The following is an 18,923-nucleotide window of genomic DNA, read 5'->3' as shown; positions in this document are numbered from 1 at the left end:
AAAAAAAGTAGTTATTTAGGTTGGGGGTTTTAATCTATTTTTGTTAACGTTTTTGGGGAATGGAATTCATGGCGTGGTTTACTCACTAAATTTGTGATGCACGGTTTTTTATGGAATTTACATTTAGATCATCACGTGCCTGATAGAAATACGTTTTTTGAAAAAAATGATATGTTTTTCTTGATTTATGCTATTCCTTCTTGGTTGTGTATTATGCTCGGCTCTATGTTTGCAATATGGCCAATAATGTATATTGGTTTTGGTATTTTGGCATACGGAATTGCTTATTTTTTAGTTCATGAAGTATTTATTCATCAAAGGTTTAAATGGTTCAGAAATAGTGATAATGTCTATTTTCGAGCTATTCGAAGAGCACACAAAGTGCATCACAAACATATGGGGAAGGAACAAGGAGAATGTTTTGGCATGTTAATAGTACCATGGAAATACCTAAAGCAAGAACTCAAAAAAGTACATGCATAATTTTGTTTCTAAATAAGTTGTACATGTTCAGGAAACAAAATTTGTGTAATAACAATTAAAATAAATATAAATATTTTGAACGTTTGAGCAATACTTTATAATTGGACATTGTTAACAAAAGTATCGTAAAACATTTCATTTAATATCAGATCGTATATGAAAAAGGCAATAATTGTTGGTTCTGGAATAGCTGGAATTGCCTCAGCGATTCGACTTCAAAACAAAGGCTATAATGTTCAAGTCCTTGAAAAAAACTCTTATCCAGGAGGAAAACTTACGCAATTTAGCAGAGACGGTTTTAGGTTTGACGCGGGTCCTTCGCTTTTTACCATGCCCAATTTAGTGACTGAGCTTTTTGAAATTTCGGGAAAAAAGTCCACTGATTATTTCAATTTTGATCAGCTTCGAGTATTGTGTAATTACTTTTATGAAGATGGAACGCGCATTTCTGCCGACTCAGATGTAAATGTTTTCGCTGATGAAATTGGAAGAAAAACAACCGATTCTGCTGAAAAAGTAAAAAACCATCTCAAAAAAAGTAAATTCATATACGAAGCTACCGAAGAGCAGTTCCTAAATAAATCGCTACACAAACTAGATTCCTTTCTCACTTTATCTACTGCAGCTTCGATATTTAAGTTTCCTTTTTTAAATATTTTTAGTTCGATGAATCAAGTGAATCAAAAAAAATTTACTGATTCTAAAACGGTTCGATTGTTCAATAGATACGCTACTTACAATGGATCTAATCCTTATAAGGCGCCAGGTATTTTGAATATAATTCCGCACTTAGAGTTTGGTTTAGGGGCTTACTTGCCAAAAGGCGGGATGCATGAGATTACAAATAGTTTAGTAAAACTGGCAAAAGAGATTGGAGTTGACTTTCATTTTAATCAAGAAGTAACTGCAATCGAAACAGGCAATAATTTGGTAAAAAGTGTAACAACAGAATCGGGTAATTATTCAGCTGATGTTGTAGTATGCAATGCCGATATTCATACCGTATATGAGAAATTGATACCCTCAGCTAAAAAACTTAAAGAAGTAGATAAACAAGAAAGATCCAGTTCCGCGCTCATTTTTTATTGGGGAATTGACAAGGAGTTTCCTGAATTAGATGTGCACAATATTATGTTCACTGAAGATTACAAGACAGAATTTGATCATATTTTTGATTCAAAAACAATCTACGAAGACCCAACTATTTACATCAACATCACGAGCAAACATATCAAAGAAGATGCTCCTAAAGGAAAAGAAAATTGGTTTGTCATGATTAATGTACCTTCCGTTTACGGCCAAGATTGGGACAGTATGATTGCGGAAGCTAGACAAAATATTTTAAGTAAAATTTCAAGGATTTTAGGCAAAGATATTGAAAAATTGATCCTGTTTGAAGAACAATTAACGCCACAACTAATACAAGATAAAACATACTCTTTTAAAGGTTCGCTTTACGGAACATCTAGCAATAGTAGATTTGCAGCATTTTTTCGTCACAAAAACTTTTCTTCTCAATATAAAAATCTTTATTTTTGCGGGGGCAGTGTTCATCCAGGAGGAGGAATTCCGCTCGCACTTTCATCAGCAAAAATCATTGAGAAATTAATAAAATGATAAAAAACAATCTCCATAGAAAATACGATGGATTGGGCTTCTGCTTTTATTCTATTTTTTTGGGTTACTCGGAATATCTTTACCTGAATATAGAAATCTATTTTTGCCACTTTCGCCACTTAATTTGTTGCTTACTTTATTTGTGTTTTATAAAGTAAACAAAGATTTTAGCAACCGATTTTTGATTCTTTCGTTCCTTATTTTTCTCATAGGATTTTCAGTGGAGGCGATTGGAGTTGCCACAGGTATTCTTTTTGGAAGCTATGCTTATGGTGATGCATTTGGATTTAAAATTTTTGATACTCCAGTGTTAATAGGTGTCAATTGGCTGTTTTTAGCACTCAGTACCTATGGTGTTGTTCAATATTTTACTAGAAAAGCGCTTTGGCTTATCGTACTTCCTCCATTATTAATGACTGCCTTAGATTATTTAGTGGAACCTGTTGCTATGGCATTAGGATTTTGGCATTGGGAAAATGATGTGATTCCATTCCAGAATTACGTAATGTGGTTTTTGACGAGTCTTATTATTCACGGACTAATTTATCTTTTTCGTCCGAATATAAACGCTAAAATAAGCTTCGTTATTTTTTGTGTCCAACTAGTTTTTTTCGGCGTCTTAAATATTGTTTTTGCCTAAATTTATAGTGTTTACGCAGCTATAACCGCTTTGCACAAAATTTTGAGTTGCCACTTAGAAGTAAGTAAACTTCCAACTTTCACACTCTGTGTTTTTTAAATTTAAAAAGAAGTAATTAAATTTTGTAAGTCAAGTCTCGTTTTTCATTTTTAGGGAAGACAGCAGAACTGCGTAGTCTTTTTAAGGAGCGGAAAGTACTAACGAACAAATTTGTGTTAGTTGAAAGCGTTTTAGTATAATGCCGATACAATTTGAAAACAGCACAATTTAATTAGACTCAATCGAATATACAATTGGTATAATATGTGTTTAACGGGACGTTTTACTATATTTCTACGTCCAAAAGTTAGCACGTGTGAATTTTTAAAAAGATACTTGCTTGTTCAAAATGTACCTTATAGAAATCAAATAAATCTTGCTTTGTAGCTTGACTTTTCGAGAGGGGAAAAACTGATATGGAGAACTTGCATTGTACAGGCATAACGGTCCGTTTACTCGTTTTGCTTTGGGGGGTAATAGCTTGCTAATGCAGAGCAGCGCATTACGAAAATTGGTGAGCGAACGCTTCCCTAAATAAGAGTCTATCTTTTCAAAGTAGAATAGACTCTTATTTAGGGACTGTCGCAGGCCCAGATAAATCAGTATATCTTGATCTATTTAATTTATCAAGTCTGGATGACTGAGGATTAATTCTATTTTCTTGAGGATTACGGTAATTTGGTTCATCTGTGTTTCTATATTTCTAAAATAGAGACTAATATCTCTATTTGTCCAGCTTTCAGAAATTACCCTTGCTCCCAAACTAATTCTTAAAACTGCACTTTCAATATCAGTACCGTATTTTACATTGACCGCTTGGCCGATATGACATTTTTGAGCTGCAAGCCTAATAATTTCTAAAGAAGAGTCCTCAAATTGAGCCGATAAATCTGAATTTAGTAAAGTGTAAAGCTTCTTTACATTATCAATCGATAGTACTTCATTATTTTTAAGAATAAAGAAAGGGAAAATAGTACGGATATTTCTTATTCCGAATTCTTTACTGTCATAGCTATTCGTTTTTGCTTCATTACCATAAATTAGTTCGAGAAAAGAAGCTTCTTTTACAGAATCTTCAATAAAATTACAAAACATCTCAATTCCCATATTTCTGTATAAAACCGGTGTTTTGTAATAGCGGTCCATTTCAACTATCGCTGCGTTCCAGCGCATATAGGAACCGTAATTGTATCCCTCGGATAAATTATCTGAACAGAACCAAGAAGTGGGCCAATCAGAATGATTGTAATATTGGGTCAAACCTTCGGGTAACTTGCTTTTGACAGAATGAATTGATTTACTGACCCCTTTAGGTAGGAGTAATGCACCAGAATAGGGAGGACCGGTAAAGTATTTACTACCTGTTATAGTAACAATATATCCTTTATTTAAATAATTTTGTATGTCTTTAGGATCCAATCTAAGCTGCGAACCATCTACAATGATCTGCATTGATATCTTATCGAGTGTATTTACTTTTTGAATAAATGCATCGCTTGGAGCTTGGTATCCTAGTTTCGACTGGTCCATCGTATGCAATACAACATGTCTACCTAATTCATTAGTTTTCGAAATAGCATCAAAAACTTCTTTGTCTAATTGACTAGACGACTTTAATGCGCCATTCTCATCTCTAAAAGGAATTTTAATCAAATCAATATCTCTAAAACCTTTAATCTTATCCCCTTTTTTAACAGGATGGTTTAAAGCAGTTGTGTTTTCAAAATGACATCCTTTTAATGCCGAAGCTACACCGCTACCCGTTTCATCAGAAGCCACTAAAACATGTGTAATATCTTTATCGGAAATAATTTGAGTTATAGCAGCTATTTGGAGTGAAGAATCTGTTCCTGATGGCGAAAAGATTATTTCACATTCATCATTTAATTTAAAGATCCTTCGAAGGTTATTTTTTAGTAATTCAGAAAACTCAATGGTCGCGTTTTTGAAGCCATTTTTTAAGCTATTTCGTATTAGAATACTTCTTACTTTGTCTGTTTTATCAAACGCAAAATTAGAAACACTTGTTCCAGTAGATGAGGCAAAAGTAAACGCATCAGGTCTCGGAAATGGTCGACAACCATATTTATTTAATAAATCAATTTCGTCGATATTTAGTCTTAGATCACCTCCAGACATTAACAAATACTCTGTTGGTTTTGCCAGATTCTCAACGAGTGGTTTCCAAGATTCTTTAAAGACTTTACTATCAGTGTTCAACCCATGAAAAGGCTGTAGCTCGGCATATTGTGATAAAGATTCAATACTTAAGGAGGTGTCATTTTTAATTAAATCAATTAATAAATAATCAAGGTTTTCTAACTTTTCTTTATCGTCTTTAGGTAATAAGTTATAAAAAATTCGGGTTACTTCAAGCGCGGCTACATCACATAAAAAAGTATCCTTTTTTTCGCTATTCAATGCTTTATGCCACAGTTGCCATTCAATAGCATATCGTAAATAGACTAGTGCTAAAACGGGTTGACCTAATAATGATGATCCAATTATAATCGATTTGTTTGGTATAATTTTAAATACATCAGGGGCACTTGTGGAGGTAATAATATTTATGTTATTGACTTTTGGTACGGTATTGAATCTTTTTAAAACGCGAACTAGATAAGTCACATTTTCTTTTTCAAATATACTGGTTCTTTTATATTGGTTTTCAATTGGTATATTATTTGTCATAGGTCTTTTTAATTTATAACGTTCATCAGAATGAACTTCCTTGATAGGAAGGTCTTCTTGATTATTTAAGAGTTCAAATATAGTGTTTGTTCTACTATTAAAGTTCGTAAAAAATAGCTTAATAATAGTCAGAGCAGTTCAATTTGACAATTTGTATTGATATTTTAGTGTACCATGTACAGAGAACATCAAATCATGTCATTGTTCTATAAATTTGTGGCAACTTTATATACCACTAAACATAACATACGCCCTTATGTAAAGGTAGACTTATAACTGCCGACAAACATAAGTTTATACCTGAAAAAACAATTCCCGGCTAAGAAAAACTAACAAGGAAATAGGTGTGTCGTTAATGGCTATTGCTAATTATACTCGGAGGCGTAGGCGGTGCAAATTTATAATCTCCAAAATATTGATAACTTGCTTGAGTAGTATTTTTGAATAGTGAATATTTTTTTTAAGATTGCTATCACCTCTGCAAATTGCTCAGGAGCATTCGCATCGATAAAAATATTTTTCTGAGTTTGCTTTGTTTTGATTTTAAAATATAGTCCGTTTGGACCGTCTTCTTGTTTGACAAAAGTATATCTTTTTTCTAGTTTATTAAAGTCGATGTTTACAAGAAAATGAGATAATCACATTTTTTATTTTTGTCGATTATTTGATAAACATGGTGTTTTTAGTTTAAGTTCGATTATCTCTTGAATCAGTGTATCAGAACCTGTAAATCTAAAGGCGCCGGTTTGGCGTCGTTAGTAGTAGGAGGCTGTAAATTGATTTGGCTCTTTTGTATTTCAAGGTATGAATAATAAGGTTTAATTATGATCATGGAGTTCTTCATGTTTGATAATTTCGGATTTCTTTTGATATGGTCCCTAAATTGTATATTGCAATTATAAATCACCTCCCGTATTGCAGGGCCAATTTATATGAAAAGGAGTAGAATAAACGCTGATTATTAGAACAAAAAATCACTTTTAGTTGATCTGCGTCAGGGGTAGAATCTTACTACCGGAGTAGCGAGTCCACCTTTGGTAGGGTGCCCGAAAACCTTCTAGAAAAGGACGAATAGAAACAAAGAGAAACAGCCCTTTTTTAGGTATGATTGCAGGTAGAAAAAATCGCTATTTTTACTGCTTTTTGCCCTCTTAATTTTAGATTAAATTAACAATTGTGCAAATATATTAATCAACATTTTTAAGTACTTTTGTACAACATTTAAAAAATGTAATTCCTTACAAATGAACAAAAAATATTCTCCTTTTTATTTTCTACAAGATTGATGGCGCTTCTTTTCCTTTCCTTTGCAATAGCGATGGGTGTGGGGACTTTTATCGAAAGTAAATACAATACAGATACAGCTCGAATTCTAATTTATAATGCCTGGTGGTTTGAAGCTATCATGGTGTTTTTTGTAATTAACTTTATAGGAAACATTAAGAGATACCAACTTTGGAAAAAAGAAAAGTGGGCTACTTTGTTGCTCCATTTATCTTGGATCTTTATTATTTCTGGTGCGTTTGTAACTCGTTACATTAGCTATGAAGGGATGATGCCGATACGCGAAGGAGCTGCAGAAAATCAGTTTTACTCAGACAAAACTTTCCTTACCGTTTTTGTCGATGGTGATTACAAGGGTGATATGAGACGAAAAGTTTTTGAAAAACCATTATTGCTGTCACCGGCCACAAACAATAGTTTTTCTATCTCTGATGAATTTGCCGATACCTCTTTTGAAGTGGAGTTTGAAGAATTTATTATGGGGGCTAAAGAATATGTAAAAGCAGATCCTACGGGAGTTTTATACATGAAATTAGTGGAAGCAGGGGATGATGGACGAGATGAACATTTTCTTAAAGAAGGAGAAGTTCAAAATATTCACAATGTCTTATTTTCCTTAAATAAACCAACAGATGGCGCTATAAATATTGTCTCTTCTGGAGATGGCTATACAATCCAAACTCCGTTTGAAGGTAACTTTATGAGAATGGCTGATAAATTACAAGGCGAGGTAGCTAAAGACATCGTACAGCCTTTAATGATGCGTTCTCTTTATAGCATTGGAGAGAGGAGATTTGTTTTTCCAGATCCTGCTGTAAAAGGAGTGATTGCTTATGAATCTAAAAACGATTACAAAGCTAAAAATCACGAAGATGCTATAGTGCTTAAAGTTAAAGCAGACGGTAAAGAAAAAGAAGTAACTGTTATAGGGTCTAAAGGAAAAATAGGCGATGCTAAAACAGTAAAAATAGGAGACATTGACTACACTGTTTTTTACGGAAGTAAAGCGTACGAGCTGCCTTTCAAAATTAAATTGAATGACTTTATTGCGGAGAAATACCCGGGAACGGAGAAAAGTTACTCTTCTTTTGAAAGTAAAGTGACGATTCAAGATTCCTCGGAAGTATTTGATGCAAGAATTTATATGAATCATATTTTGGACTACGAAGGGTATCGTTTCTTTCAATCTTCATTTGATCCTGACGAAAAAGGAACTGTACTTTCTGTAAGCCATGATTTTTGGGGGACAGCGATTACTTATGTTGGTTATTTCATGTTATTTTTTGCTATGATGTCAATTATGTTTACAAAATACTCGCGCTTTGCTGACTTAAGAAAAAAATTAGAAGTGGTTAAAAATAAAAAATCGAAGTTACTTACCATTTTGGTCCTAATAATGAGCATGAGTAGTTTTGCTCAGAATCATAATCACGATCATGATGAAGATGGCGGCCATGCTGATCATGTAGAAAACGGAACACATGTTAGAACTGCACCAACAGAAAAACAGTTGGATTCGTTACTTAATAAGTTTAAAGTTAGTGAGGCACATGCGGAAAAGTTTGGAAGACTTGTTATTCAGGATGCTGGAGGACGAATGAAACCTATTAATACCTTTTCCTCTGAGCTATTGAGGAAAGTAAGTCATTCAAATGAATACAAGGGAATGAACCCTGATCAGGTATTTCTATCGATCTCTCAATATGCACAATTCTGGATTGAAATTCCTATAATATACATGAAGGGAGGGAACGATAGCATCCGTAAAATCATAGGAGTGGACGTGAAAGCTAAATACGCACCTTTTATTTCCTTTTTTGATGACAAGGGGAACTATAAACTGTCTCCTTATTTAGATGCAGCCTACAAAGCGGCCAATCCAAATCAGTTTGAAAAAGACTTTATTGAGACGGATAAGAAAGTAAACTTGATGGAATCAGCGCTAAGTGGAAGAATTTTGAAAATTTTTCCAATTCCTAATGATGCGAACAACAAATGGGTTTCTTCATTAGAACTAGGTGAAGCTGGGTTAAAAGGGATGGATTCGACTTATACAAAAAGTGTTTTGCCCTTGTATTTTGGTTCGTTAAATAATGCCTCCAAATCTGGTGATTATAAAAATGCTGATGACTTAGTAGAAAGTATTAATGGTTTTCAAAAGAAGTTTGGGAGTAGGGTAAGACCTACTGATGATAAAATCTCAGCCGAAATACTTTACAACAAATTTGATATTCTGCAAAAGCTACCTTATTGGTATCTTTTCGCTTCTATTTTAATGTTGGTTTTTACCATTATACAGATTTTCAAAGAAACTAAACTAATGCGTTTTTTAGTAAATTCAATGCATATAGTAATCGCAGCATTGTTCGTTTTACATACTTTTACGTTAGGAGCCCGTTGGTTCATATCTGGTCATGCACCATGGAGTAATGCGTATGAGGCAATTGTTTATGTTGCGTGGGCAACCATGTTTTTTGGTTTAGCATTTGATATCAAATCTAAATTGACAGTAGCTTCTGCGGCATTTGTCTCTGCTATTATTTTATCTGCAGCCTACATGAATTGGATTGATCCAGAAATAGCTAATTTACAGCCCGTTCTTAACTCTTATTGGTTAATGATTCACGTTGCTGTTATTGTTGCGAGTTATGGTCCATTTGCATTGGGTATGATTTTAGGATTTGTTGCTCTATTGTTAATCTTTTTTACCAATGAAAAGAACAAGGCTAAGATGGACTTGAATATTATGGAAATCACTTACATTAATGAACTGGCATTGACAGTAGGGCTAATTCTGCTTACTATTGGGAATTTTCTAGGTGGACAATGGGCTAATGAAAGTTGGGGACGTTACTGGGGATGGGATCCAAAAGAGACTTGGGCATTGATTAGCATCATGGTTTATGCATTTGTTATTCATTCCAGATTTGTACCCGCTTTGCGTGGAAAATGGATGTTTAACATAATGAGTATGTTTGCTTTTGTCGCTATTTTGTTTACTTATTATGGGGTGAATTTTCACTTAGTAGGTTTACATTCATATGCTAGTGGTGAAGCTCATTCATTGAGTTGGATTTGGTATTCATTAGGAACGATTTCTGTCATAGGGGCGATTACCTATCCAAAATATAAAAAGTATTACAAGAAATAATATTTTATATAAATGATAAAAGGTTCAACTTAGCGGTTGGACCTTTTTTTAGTTTATAATGATTGAAAACAGAAGGTTTAAAACGCAGAGAGCAATAGAATCCTTTTTTATGTTGAGTCATTTTACACTCCACGTAGAATTTATAATATAGTTATGATGCTAAGTTATTCTACCTAAAAAGAAATGTCTTTGTAAGGACAATAAAAACTATGTTGCTATGCGTTTAAAAAGAATCAGTCTAGCTATATCTCCATTTGAATTATTTCAACCGTAAATTTCAAAATTTTTACTTTGGAGTTAGTAAAATAGAGAACTGCCAAGGAGTCTATACTAAATGAAATATCGCCTTAAGCACAATAAAAACTATGTTTTTGTGTATTCAAAAAGGATAAGTCTAGCAATAGCTCCATTTGAATTATTTCTACCACAAATTCGCGAATTTTTACTTCGGAGTTATTGATATCGCGAGGTACTATGGAGTCAATCTTGAATAGGGTACCTTTATGTAAAAAAATGGGATGGTTCTTTGAGTTTTAAAAAATTACAACTACCCTGCTTTTATAACTTCTTTGACCGTTTGCTCATAATTACGAATGCTCTTTGATTTTCTTATATTTTTAGCCACCTTGTGAGGATTCGAAAAAATTACTGAAAAGTACTCCCATAGATGGTGCATTTTTAATAAAATGTGTGTGGAGCCAGATAAGGATTCGCTGTAACCTGCGTACAAGGTATCATGAAACGCGCTAAACAGTTCCATTTTATTTTTCGGGTATACTAAGCTGTTGCTTTTGATCATGCTGGGTAGAAACGGATCAGCAATTAATCCTCTGCCTATCATCCAGTGGTCTATGCTTGGGAAACGAGCTTGCATTTCGTGGAATTTCGCTACCGAAGTAATATCACCGTTGTAGTATAATTTGAGCCTCGTGTTGTCAACACAGGCTTGAAAAGCATCTAAATGTACCCCTCCTTTGTATAATTGCTTGCCAATGCGGGCGTGGATGGCAACATTCTTAATGGGGAATTTTTCTAAAACAGGAAAAACATCAAGAATTTCTTCGGTAGTATCATATCCCAAACGCATTTTCATCGAGACAATAATATCCGACTCCCCATGTACTTTTTCAAGAATACTATTGATTTTCTCCGTATTACTAATTAGACCAGAACCCATCCCGCATTTAGTTACCATTGGGTACGGACAACCTAAATTCCAGTTCAATTCTTTATATCCCAATTCTTGAACATATTTAGCTACAAAAAGAAACTCATCGGCATCGTTCGTTATAATCTGCGGAATAACTTCTAGAGCCATATTGTTCTCTGGGAGGATATCTCGCTCGTAGGAAGACTTAATAACTAATTTTCCGTTTAAACGGATATAAGGAGAGTAATAAGTATCGATGCCTCCAAAATACTTGTTTACAGCATTTCTAAAACGAAAATCGGTAAATCCTTGAAGGGGAGAAGAGAGTAGGGTATAGCTCATGAAAATTTTAATTGTGCAAATATAAGACACTTTTTATCGTAATGGTTTCCATTTATCAGATATGTTGGCCAAAGTTGATTTAAGAAAAAAACCAGACTTTCGTTTTGAAAGTCTGGCTCTAATATAAATACTATTTTATAAATCGCTATACCTTTCCTAAGGTATATAATTGTTCCATTGTAGGACTTAGACTTCCACCTGCAGGTTCTAACGTAATCCCAAAGGCTTCTGCATCACCTGTACTGTTAACAGCAAAAAGGCGTTGATCATTTTCATCAAAGTTTTCTAATAATCCAATGCTTGTTGGCGTTAAAGGACTTAATTTTAGAGACCAAACCTGATACACCATTCCTTTTGGAGGTTCTGGCAATCCCACTGCATCAACATAAACCACTTGAGTTTCTTTGTTCCAATATACTTTTGCTGAAGATTCTGGCGCTACCGCCTGTCCACCGAGAGCTACAACGGTATTCTTGACATCCCTGACAACTGCTAAACTAGTTTCATTTTGCTTATTTTTAAGTGCTAAATCATTTAGTTCTTTTTCAATTTTCAATTTTTCAATTTCTGTACTGGCAACCTGATTACTTGTTTCTTGCAATTGAGTGTATTGGAAACCAATCCCAATCATTAAAAGAATGGCAGCTGCCCATCCTATATATTGTGACCAGTTTCTGGAATTCTCCATTTCTACTACTGGAGCGTATTTTAGCTCTAATTTAGCTTTGATTTTCTCATAATTAGCCACTGAGTGGAAGGGTGAAAAACTAGAGGACAAGGCCACGATTGCTTTTTCAATGGCAATAATTTCCTCCTTGATTTCAGGATATGTATTAGCCATAATAGTAACCTCTTCATTTTCGGTTTCGCTTAGCAAACCATAAACGTAAAGTTCTAAAATTCCGGAGTTGATATATTCTTTTGTTTCCATTATACTTTCAAATAAGTTCTTAAATCATTAATACAGTTTCGATTGTGTGTTTTAACAGTACCTAAAGGGATCTCCAACTCTTCTGAAGCTTCTTGCTGGGTGTATCCTTTAAAGAACAATAAATCGATTATTTGGATACATTTTGGTTTGAGTTTTTTGACGAACTCATTTATTCCAATAGTATCCACTTTGTCTACTAATTTGTTACTGTCGTCTAAGAGATGTACGAAATTATCTGATGAAAGGTTTTTTTGACTATTGTTAAAATTTTTGGATCTCAGTTTATCTATGGAGGTATTCCTTGCGATATTGAGTATCCACGTATAGAACCGTCCTTTACTCTCATTATAAGAATCAATGTTTTTCCAAATCTTAACAAAAACTTCTTGAAGTACATCCTCAGCTTCTTCTCGATTGCTTACAAGAACATTAATAACTGAAAACAGACTTTTAGAATACATATCATAGATATGTGTAAAAGCTCTTTCGTCTTTCTTATATACTAGTACTAATAATTCTTCTTGAGTCATATTGGTTTGATTTTGTCACTACAAACTTAGCAAACTTATTTGCAATTGCATAAAATAAATTGATTGTGTGGGCTAATATTGCCATAGTTTAAAATAATTATATTTTTTTTAATTAATTAAAGTGCTGTTAGTCAATATTTTGAAATATAAATTAACTTTTTTTTAATTTTTTTAAAACCGAAACGCAAACATTCCCGTAAATGACTGTATAACCTTTTAAATTATAACAAAATGAAAAAAACAAAAATGGTATTAGGTCTTTCGTTAATGGCGATTTCAGGCTTAATCTTAGTAGCAGCGGATCACGTAGACGCTCCATCAGTAACAGGTAATGCAGCAGACATTACAGATTTGTACACCTTTCAAGGACAAGAAACTAATAATTTAGTTTTTGCAGTGAACACCCAAGGTTTGTTAAGTCCTACCGCAACAGGTGCAGCAGCATTTAATGAAAATGTGATGATTGAAATTAATATTGATAACACGGGTGATAATGTGGAAGACTTAGTTATCCAAGCAATCAAAAAGGGAGACAAAATGTATTTCTTCGGACCTTATGCTCCGGGAACAACTGGAAAATCCAGTACAATTAAAACAAGTGCTGCTTCAGGAAGCGTTGCTATTTCTAAATATGGTGCAGCAGCGGTAACTTCTACTCAAAACGGAATGAAATTTTTTGCTGGACCTAGAGACGATCCATTCTTTTTTGACTTAGGTCAATTTCAGGCAATTCTTGGAGGAACTGCTACAGCATTTAAAAATCCAGGTACAGATACTTTTGCCGGGTCAAATGTACTATCAGTAGTAGTTGAAGTTCCCAAAGCAATGTTAGGTACAGCAAGTACTTTGAATGTATGGGCAGAAACTAAGAAAAAACAATAATTAATTATTCTTTATTAAAATTAAAAATTATGAAACGAATAGTTCTCGAATTCCCAAAAAATCTAAATAAAAATATCATGATTAAAACAAATAAATTCAAAATAATTGCTATTGTCGTAGTATGCGCTATCGGTGCAGTAAGCTGTAATAATGACGACAATAATGGAGATGCAATGGTAAGTGCCGACTTCTCAGGTACTTTTGTACAGCAAGATCAAATGGCTAGACCAGCTATCAATACTGTTTTTATTGCTTCGGGACAACCTAAGGATGATTTTAATGCGGCAATACCTTCTGCAATGGGAGCAAAATACCAGCCCATTTTTGAATCTAGATTGAAGGCTTTAAATCCGGGATATACTACGAATGCTTTAGGTTTGACTGCGGCACAATTTACAGGTGTACTAGCTACTGATGTTTTAAACGTGAAAACTTCTGGAAAAACAACTTTTTTCGATGGAACAAATGTTTTAACTGGTAGAGCTTTGGCTGATGATGTTATTGATGTTGAGCTAATCTTGATCTTTGGTGGGCCAACCGGTGGTTCTAATACCGGTCTTACTTCAGATCACGTAGATGCAAATGATAAAGCGTTTACCACTTCTTTTCCTTACTTGGCAGCAGCCTGGTAATAAATTTAAATAAAAACGGAGCTCTTCAGAATTAGTGGGCTCCGTTTTTTTTTAAAAATACCGATTGCATATTAATTACATTCTAATAAAATCATTTAAATAGTACATCGGCTTTATCTCAAAACGTTTTAGACTGTAGCACAAATTCGTTTCGGATAACAAAGAAAATAACAAAACAAAACACATATATTATGAAACCTTATAAACTTATCCCCGTCCTGGTTTTTACAATCCTTTTTATTTTCGCCTGCGATACAAACAAAAAGAACCAAATTACAAAAACTTCCGACTATAATAAATACTTGCGCTTTGATGGAAATGAATCATTAGATTTTGCCAATAAGGAAATTGATTTCTGGCAAAAGAAATACGATGCAGCTCCTAATCAAAAAAGTTACTTGGGTATAATAGCATCTAAGTACGCTACCCTTTTTGAATATACCGGAAACATTAAAAATTTATACAAAACAGAAGATTTATTAGTCCAATCAAATGAAGCCAATAAGTATTCTAAAGTATCTACCATACGTTCACTAGGTAGAAATTTTATTGCACAACATCGATTTAAAGAGGCTCTAGATTTAGCAAATAAAGCTTTAGCTATTGGTGAAGGACGCAAAGAAACTCAAAAATTATTGTTTGATGTCCAAATGGAATTGGGAAACTTTGTAGAGGCTGAACGTAATTTGACTGAACTAAAAGACATGAAAGATTATGATTATCTAATTCGTTTAGCAAAATGGAATGATCATAAAGGCGATTTGAAAACCGCAATCACTTTTATGGAAAAGGCAAGAGACATTGCCGAGAAGGAAGATAATAGAACACTTAAAATATGGTCTTATTCTAATCTGGGTGATTTTTATGGTCACGCAGGCAGAATTCAAGAGTCATATGACAGTTACTTAAAAACATTAGCAATAGATCCCAATTATTCCTATGCTTTAAAAGGAATTGCTTGGATTGTATTTTCTTATGAAAGAAATACTAAAGAAGCAAAAAGAATTGTGGAAGCTATTGAGATCACACACAATACTCCTGACTTTTATTTATTAAAATGTCAGATTGCACAATTTGAAGGGAATGATGCAGCAGTGCTAGAAAACAAGAATGCTTATTTCGCTATGCTTGAGAAAAATAATTACGGAGCGATGTATAATAAATACAATACTTTGATTTATGCTGATGCAAAAGAAACAGCACCTAAAGCGTTAGAAATCGCTAAAATTGAGGTAGACCACAGACCTACTCCAGATTCATATGATTTGTTAGCTTGGTCTTATTTGAATATGGGGCAAAAGGATAAAGCATTAGAAATTGCAAAAAAGTATGTGGTAGGAAAATCATTTGAGCCAAAGGTACAATACCACTTAGCAATGATTTATAAGTCTAATAAGGAGAACCAAAAAGTAGCGCCTATAAAGGAAGAGTTACTATCCAGTGTATATGAGTTAGGACCTAATTTAGAGAAAAAAGTAAATCAACTGTAAATCTGGTGATGAAATATTTTTTTACAATAGTGCTTGCCTCTTTGGGGTTGGTATCGTACAGTCAAATCCAAAAAGGAATTGTTGTAGATGAATTTGGGAATACAATTGAGAATGCCTACGTCGTTAATACGAATTCGGAAGCGCATGCACATACGAATGAATTAGGGATGTTCAGTATTGATAAATCGATAGTCGGAAACGTTCTAAAAGTGACGGCCTTAGGGTACAAAAAAGTAAACTATACTATAGCCCACTCAGAAAATAGAATTCTGCTACAAGAGGATATCTTTAGATTAAATGAGATTGTGATCCAACAGAAACTATCGGCACTGAACGTTATTTCAAAAATAGATTTGGAAACGACTCCAGTAAATTCCTCTCAAGAAATTTTAAGGAAAGTTCCTGGACTATTTATAGGACAACACGCCGGCGGAGGAAAAGCAGAGCAAATATTCTTACGAGGGTTTGATATAGATCACGGTACTGATATCGCTATTTCTGTTGATGGAATGCCTGTAAATATGGTCTCTCATGCTCATGGACAAGGCTATGCTGATTTGCATTTTGTAATTCCAGAAACGGTAGAAAAGATAGATTTTGGAAAAGGGACGTACTATGCCAGCAAGGGGGATTTTGCAACGGCAGGGTACGTCGCCTTCCAAACGAAGGAGAAATTAGATAAGAGTAGCAGAAGCGTTGAAGTAGGCCAGTTTAATACTTTAAGGACAGTAGGTTTATTTAATCTTTTGGGAAACCAAAAAAAACAAACTGCCTACATAGCTACCGAATATATATTGACGGATGGTCCTTTTGATTCTCCACAAAATTTTAATAGGGTCAATCTGTTAGCTAAATATGCAGCAGTGCTTGATGATAATAGTAAGTTCTCATTATCCGCCTCTCGTTTTTCAAGTTCCTGGGACGCATCGGGGCAAATACCACAACGATTGGTAGATAATAGAACGATTTCTAGATTTGGATCAGTTGACGATACAGAGGGAGGGACTACCTCCAGAACAAATCTTAATGCATCGCTTAGCAAGTACATCGATGCAAATACCTTCTTGAAAGCCAATGCTTTTTATTCTAAATATGATTTTGAACTGTATTCTAATTTCACTTTTTTCTTAGAGGACCCTTTAAATGGTGACCAAATCAGACAAAAAGAAAACAGGTCTATTTACGGAATGAATGCCGAGTTAAACAAGAAAGTTAAAAGTAATGATTGGGATGCGTCATTTCAATTAGGTATAGGTTTTCGAGCTGATGCAGCCACTGATACGGAACTATCACATACCATGAACAGAAGTATAACTTTAGAAAACATCAAATTAGGGGATATTGATCAGACCAATGCGTTTACGTACTTAAATTCAGAAATAAAATTGGGTAAATTACTGATCAATCCAGCAGTACGATTAGATTATTTTAAGTTTAATTACAGAGATATGTTGGCACCAATATTTCAAACGCAATCCGAGACGGAGGTGAAAGTATCCCCAAAACTTAATTTTATCTATAGCCAAAATAATAATTTACAATTTTTTGTTAAATCAGGAATTGGGTTTCATTCGAATGATACTCGCGTTGTAGTTCAAAATAATGGAAAACAAGTTTTACCCACCGCTGTAGGAACAGAGGTAGGAACAATTTGGAAACCTTTTCCCAGGTTAATTGTCAACTCAGCGCTCTGGTATTTATATTTACAGCAGGAGTTTGTGTATGTGGGTGATGCTGGGATCATTGAGCCAAGTGGGAAAACAAAACGCATAGGGGCTGAGTTTGGATTGCGTTATCAATTGAATGATTATTTGTATTTTGATTCAGATGCTAATTATACCTATGCGAGAAGCATTGATGAACCTAATGGACAAAACTACATCCCTCTGGCACCAGATTTTACTTCTACTGGCGGATTAAGTTTTCAAAAATGGCATGGCCTCTCGGGAGGATTTCATTACCGTTATTTAAAAAGTCGTCCTGCAAATGAAGACAATTCGATAGTGGCCAAAGGCTATTTTGTAACAGACATGAATGTGAATTACGAGTATAAGTCGGTAACTTTTGGGATTTCAGTAGAGAATCTATTGAATACAAAATGGAACGAAACTCAATTTGCCACTGAATCAAGATTAAAAGAAGAAGCTAAAAGTGTGGAAGAAATTCATTTTACACCAGGGACTCCATTTTATATGAAAGTTAAGCTTACTTATAAATTTTAAGTGTCTAAAGATTTGTTTGTTTTGTTAGGAATGTCTGACGCTAATGTATTGTGGTGTCAGGCTTTTTTTATATTATACTGAAAAATTAATACAGGCTATCGGCATTATATCTGTATGCAGTAGACTAAAACACAAATTCGTTGGTTATTTTATTTAACGATTGTTGAACTAAAATAATATAGAGGAATAGATTAAAGTAATCTTGGATTGGTTATTTTTATAAAAAATAATAATGATGAAAAATCTATTGATGTTTGCGTGTAGCGCCGTACTTCTTTTCAGTTGTCAAGACAAGGCACAAAACATAAAAATAGATACTAACAAAACTGAAATAGCTATGGAAAAACAAAATATTTATCAATTCAAGGTTGAAGATTTATCAGGAAACACCTTCGATTTCTCCACTTTAAAAGGAAAGAAAGTGATGATTGTGAATACCGCTTCAAAATGTGGATTGACACCACAATACAAAGACCTCGAAGTGATTTATAAAGAATACAAAGACAATAATTTTGTGATCATTGGATTTCCAGCCAATAATTTTGGATCGCAAGAACCGGGAACTAACGAGGAGATTGCTTCTTTTTGCCAACTTAATTATGGTGTTACCTTCCCAATGATGGACAAAGTATCCGTAAAAGGAGCTGATATGTGTGCGGTTTACCAATTCTTGACCCAAAAATCTAAAAATGGATTAGAAGATTCTGATGTAGCATGGAATTTTCAAAAGTACCTGATCAATGAAAATGGAGAATTAGAAAAAGTGATATCGCCTCAAACACTTCCCACTGATGCTTCCATTATTGATTGGATTAAAGCATAGTTATAAAATCAACAAC

12 protein-coding genes and 1 pseudogene are annotated in these 18,923 nt (G+C 34.0%); 9 read left to right on the top strand and 4 right to left on the bottom strand.

Going from position 1 to position 18,923, the window contains the following annotated elements:
- The first annotated feature begins 59 nt into the window (after positions 1–59).
- From A3SG_RS19855 to A3SG_RS0112870, 3 genes and pseudogenes are all read left to right on the top strand, one after another.
- A pseudogene (locus tag A3SG_RS19855) lies at positions 60–483 on the top strand (sterol desaturase family protein).
- Between the two features lie 156 nt (positions 484–639).
- Complete coding sequence (gene crtD / locus A3SG_RS0112875; protein WP_016990434.1) at positions 640–2,100, top strand: 1-hydroxycarotenoid 3,4-desaturase CrtD; 1,461 nt, start codon at positions 640–642, stop codon at positions 2,098–2,100.
- A 142-nt stretch (positions 2,101–2,242) separates the two neighbouring features.
- Positions 2,243–2,740: a carotenoid biosynthesis protein gene (locus A3SG_RS0112870; RefSeq protein WP_232226373.1), complete on the top strand. Its 498-nt coding sequence runs from the start codon at positions 2,243–2,245 to the stop codon at positions 2,738–2,740.
- A 657-nt stretch (positions 2,741–3,397) separates the two neighbouring features.
- On the opposite strand, the gene A3SG_RS0112865 is transcribed toward A3SG_RS0112870, so the two are convergent.
- Positions 3,398–5,470 (bottom strand): hypothetical protein, encoded by a 2,073-nt coding sequence (locus A3SG_RS0112865; RefSeq protein ID WP_016990432.1) that lies wholly within the window; start codon positions 5,468–5,470, stop codon positions 3,398–3,400.
- A gap of 1,285 nt (positions 5,471–6,755) precedes the next feature.
- On the opposite strand from A3SG_RS0112865, the gene ccsA reads away from it, so the two are divergent.
- Positions 6,756–9,905: a cytochrome c biogenesis protein gene (ccsA, locus tag A3SG_RS0112860; protein ID WP_016990431.1), complete on the top strand. Its 3,150-nt coding sequence runs from the start codon at positions 6,756–6,758 to the stop codon at positions 9,903–9,905.
- 547 nt (positions 9,906–10,452) lie between these two features.
- Here ccsA and A3SG_RS0112855 read toward each other — a convergent pair.
- The 3 genes from A3SG_RS0112855 to A3SG_RS0112845 all read right to left on the bottom strand — a co-directional run bounded on the left by A3SG_RS0112855 (position 10,453) and on the right by A3SG_RS0112845 (position 12,858).
- Entirely contained in the window at positions 10,453–11,397 is a 945-nt protein-coding gene (locus A3SG_RS0112855; protein ID WP_016990430.1) for a tRNA dihydrouridine synthase, read from the bottom strand.
- Positions 11,398–11,542: 145 nt separating this feature from the next.
- Complete coding sequence (locus A3SG_RS0112850; protein ID WP_016990429.1) at positions 11,543–12,328, bottom strand: anti-sigma factor domain-containing protein; 786 nt, start codon at positions 12,326–12,328, stop codon at positions 11,543–11,545.
- The gene (locus A3SG_RS0112845) at positions 12,328–12,858 is read right to left on the bottom strand and encodes an RNA polymerase sigma factor (RefSeq protein ID WP_016990428.1); all 531 of its coding nucleotides are present in this window, start codon (positions 12,856–12,858) and stop codon (positions 12,328–12,330) included. Before A3SG_RS0112845 ends, A3SG_RS0112850 begins: the two co-directional genes overlap by 1 nt.
- A gap of 231 nt (positions 12,859–13,089) precedes the next feature.
- Here A3SG_RS0112845 and A3SG_RS0112840 point away from each other — a divergent pair, with 231 nt between their 5' ends.
- From A3SG_RS0112840 to A3SG_RS0112820, 5 genes are all read left to right on the top strand, one after another.
- Positions 13,090–13,740: a DUF4331 family protein gene (locus tag A3SG_RS0112840; protein ID WP_016990427.1), complete on the top strand. Its 651-nt coding sequence runs from the start codon at positions 13,090–13,092 to the stop codon at positions 13,738–13,740.
- Between the two features lie 29 nt (positions 13,741–13,769).
- Positions 13,770–14,372 (top strand): DUF4331 family protein, encoded by a 603-nt coding sequence (locus A3SG_RS0112835; protein ID WP_016990426.1) that lies wholly within the window; start codon positions 13,770–13,772, stop codon positions 14,370–14,372.
- Positions 14,373–14,563: 191 nt separating this feature from the next.
- Entirely contained in the window at positions 14,564–15,862 is a 1,299-nt protein-coding gene (locus A3SG_RS0112830; RefSeq protein ID WP_016990425.1) for a tetratricopeptide repeat protein, read from the top strand.
- Positions 15,863–15,870: 8 nt separating this feature from the next.
- The gene (locus tag A3SG_RS0112825; protein WP_016990424.1) at positions 15,871–18,084 is read left to right on the top strand and encodes a TonB-dependent receptor; all 2,214 of its coding nucleotides are present in this window, start codon (positions 15,871–15,873) and stop codon (positions 18,082–18,084) included.
- Between the two features lie 235 nt (positions 18,085–18,319).
- Positions 18,320–18,907 (top strand): glutathione peroxidase, encoded by a 588-nt coding sequence (locus tag A3SG_RS0112820; RefSeq protein ID WP_016990423.1) that lies wholly within the window; start codon positions 18,320–18,322, stop codon positions 18,905–18,907.
- Positions 18,908–18,923: the final 16 nt, after the last annotated feature.

It is taken from the genome of Flavobacterium sp. ACAM 123, assembly GCF_000264055.1.
GTDB lineage: Bacteria > Bacteroidota > Bacteroidia > Flavobacteriales > Flavobacteriaceae > Flavobacterium.
This window is presented reverse-complemented; position numbering and strand designations above follow the sequence as displayed.

What these genes read in the sequence shown, in the direction of transcription:
- A3SG_RS0112835 (WP_016990426.1), top strand. Translation starts at nt 13,770, where the DNA reads ATGAAACGAATAGTTCTCGAATTCCCAAAAAATCTAAATAAAAATATC.
- A3SG_RS0112830 (WP_016990425.1), top strand. Translation starts at nt 14,564, where the DNA reads ATGAAACCTTATAAACTTATCCCCGTCCTGGTTTTTACAATCCTTTTT.
- A3SG_RS0112820 (WP_016990423.1), top strand. Translation starts at nt 18,320, where the DNA reads ATGAAAAATCTATTGATGTTTGCGTGTAGCGCCGTACTTCTTTTCAGT.
- A3SG_RS0112845 (WP_016990428.1), bottom strand. Translation starts at nt 12,858, where the DNA reads ATGACTCAAGAAGAATTATTAGTACTAGTATATAAGAAAGACGAAAGA.
- ccsA (WP_016990431.1), top strand. Translation starts at nt 6,756, where the DNA reads ATGGCGCTTCTTTTCCTTTCCTTTGCAATAGCGATGGGTGTGGGGACT.
- A3SG_RS0112825 (WP_016990424.1), top strand. Translation starts at nt 15,871, where the DNA reads ATGAAATATTTTTTTACAATAGTGCTTGCCTCTTTGGGGTTGGTATCG.
- A3SG_RS0112850 (WP_016990429.1), bottom strand. Translation starts at nt 12,328, where the DNA reads ATGGAAACAAAAGAATATATCAACTCCGGAATTTTAGAACTTTACGTT.
- crtD (WP_016990434.1), top strand. Translation starts at nt 640, where the DNA reads ATGAAAAAGGCAATAATTGTTGGTTCTGGAATAGCTGGAATTGCCTCA.
- A3SG_RS0112865 (WP_016990432.1), bottom strand. Translation starts at nt 5,470, where the DNA reads ATGACAAATAATATACCAATTGAAAACCAATATAAAAGAACCAGTATA.
- A3SG_RS0112855 (WP_016990430.1), bottom strand. Translation starts at nt 11,397, where the DNA reads ATGAGCTATACCCTACTCTCTTCTCCCCTTCAAGGATTTACCGATTTT.
- A3SG_RS0112840 (WP_016990427.1), top strand. Translation starts at nt 13,090, where the DNA reads ATGAAAAAAACAAAAATGGTATTAGGTCTTTCGTTAATGGCGATTTCA.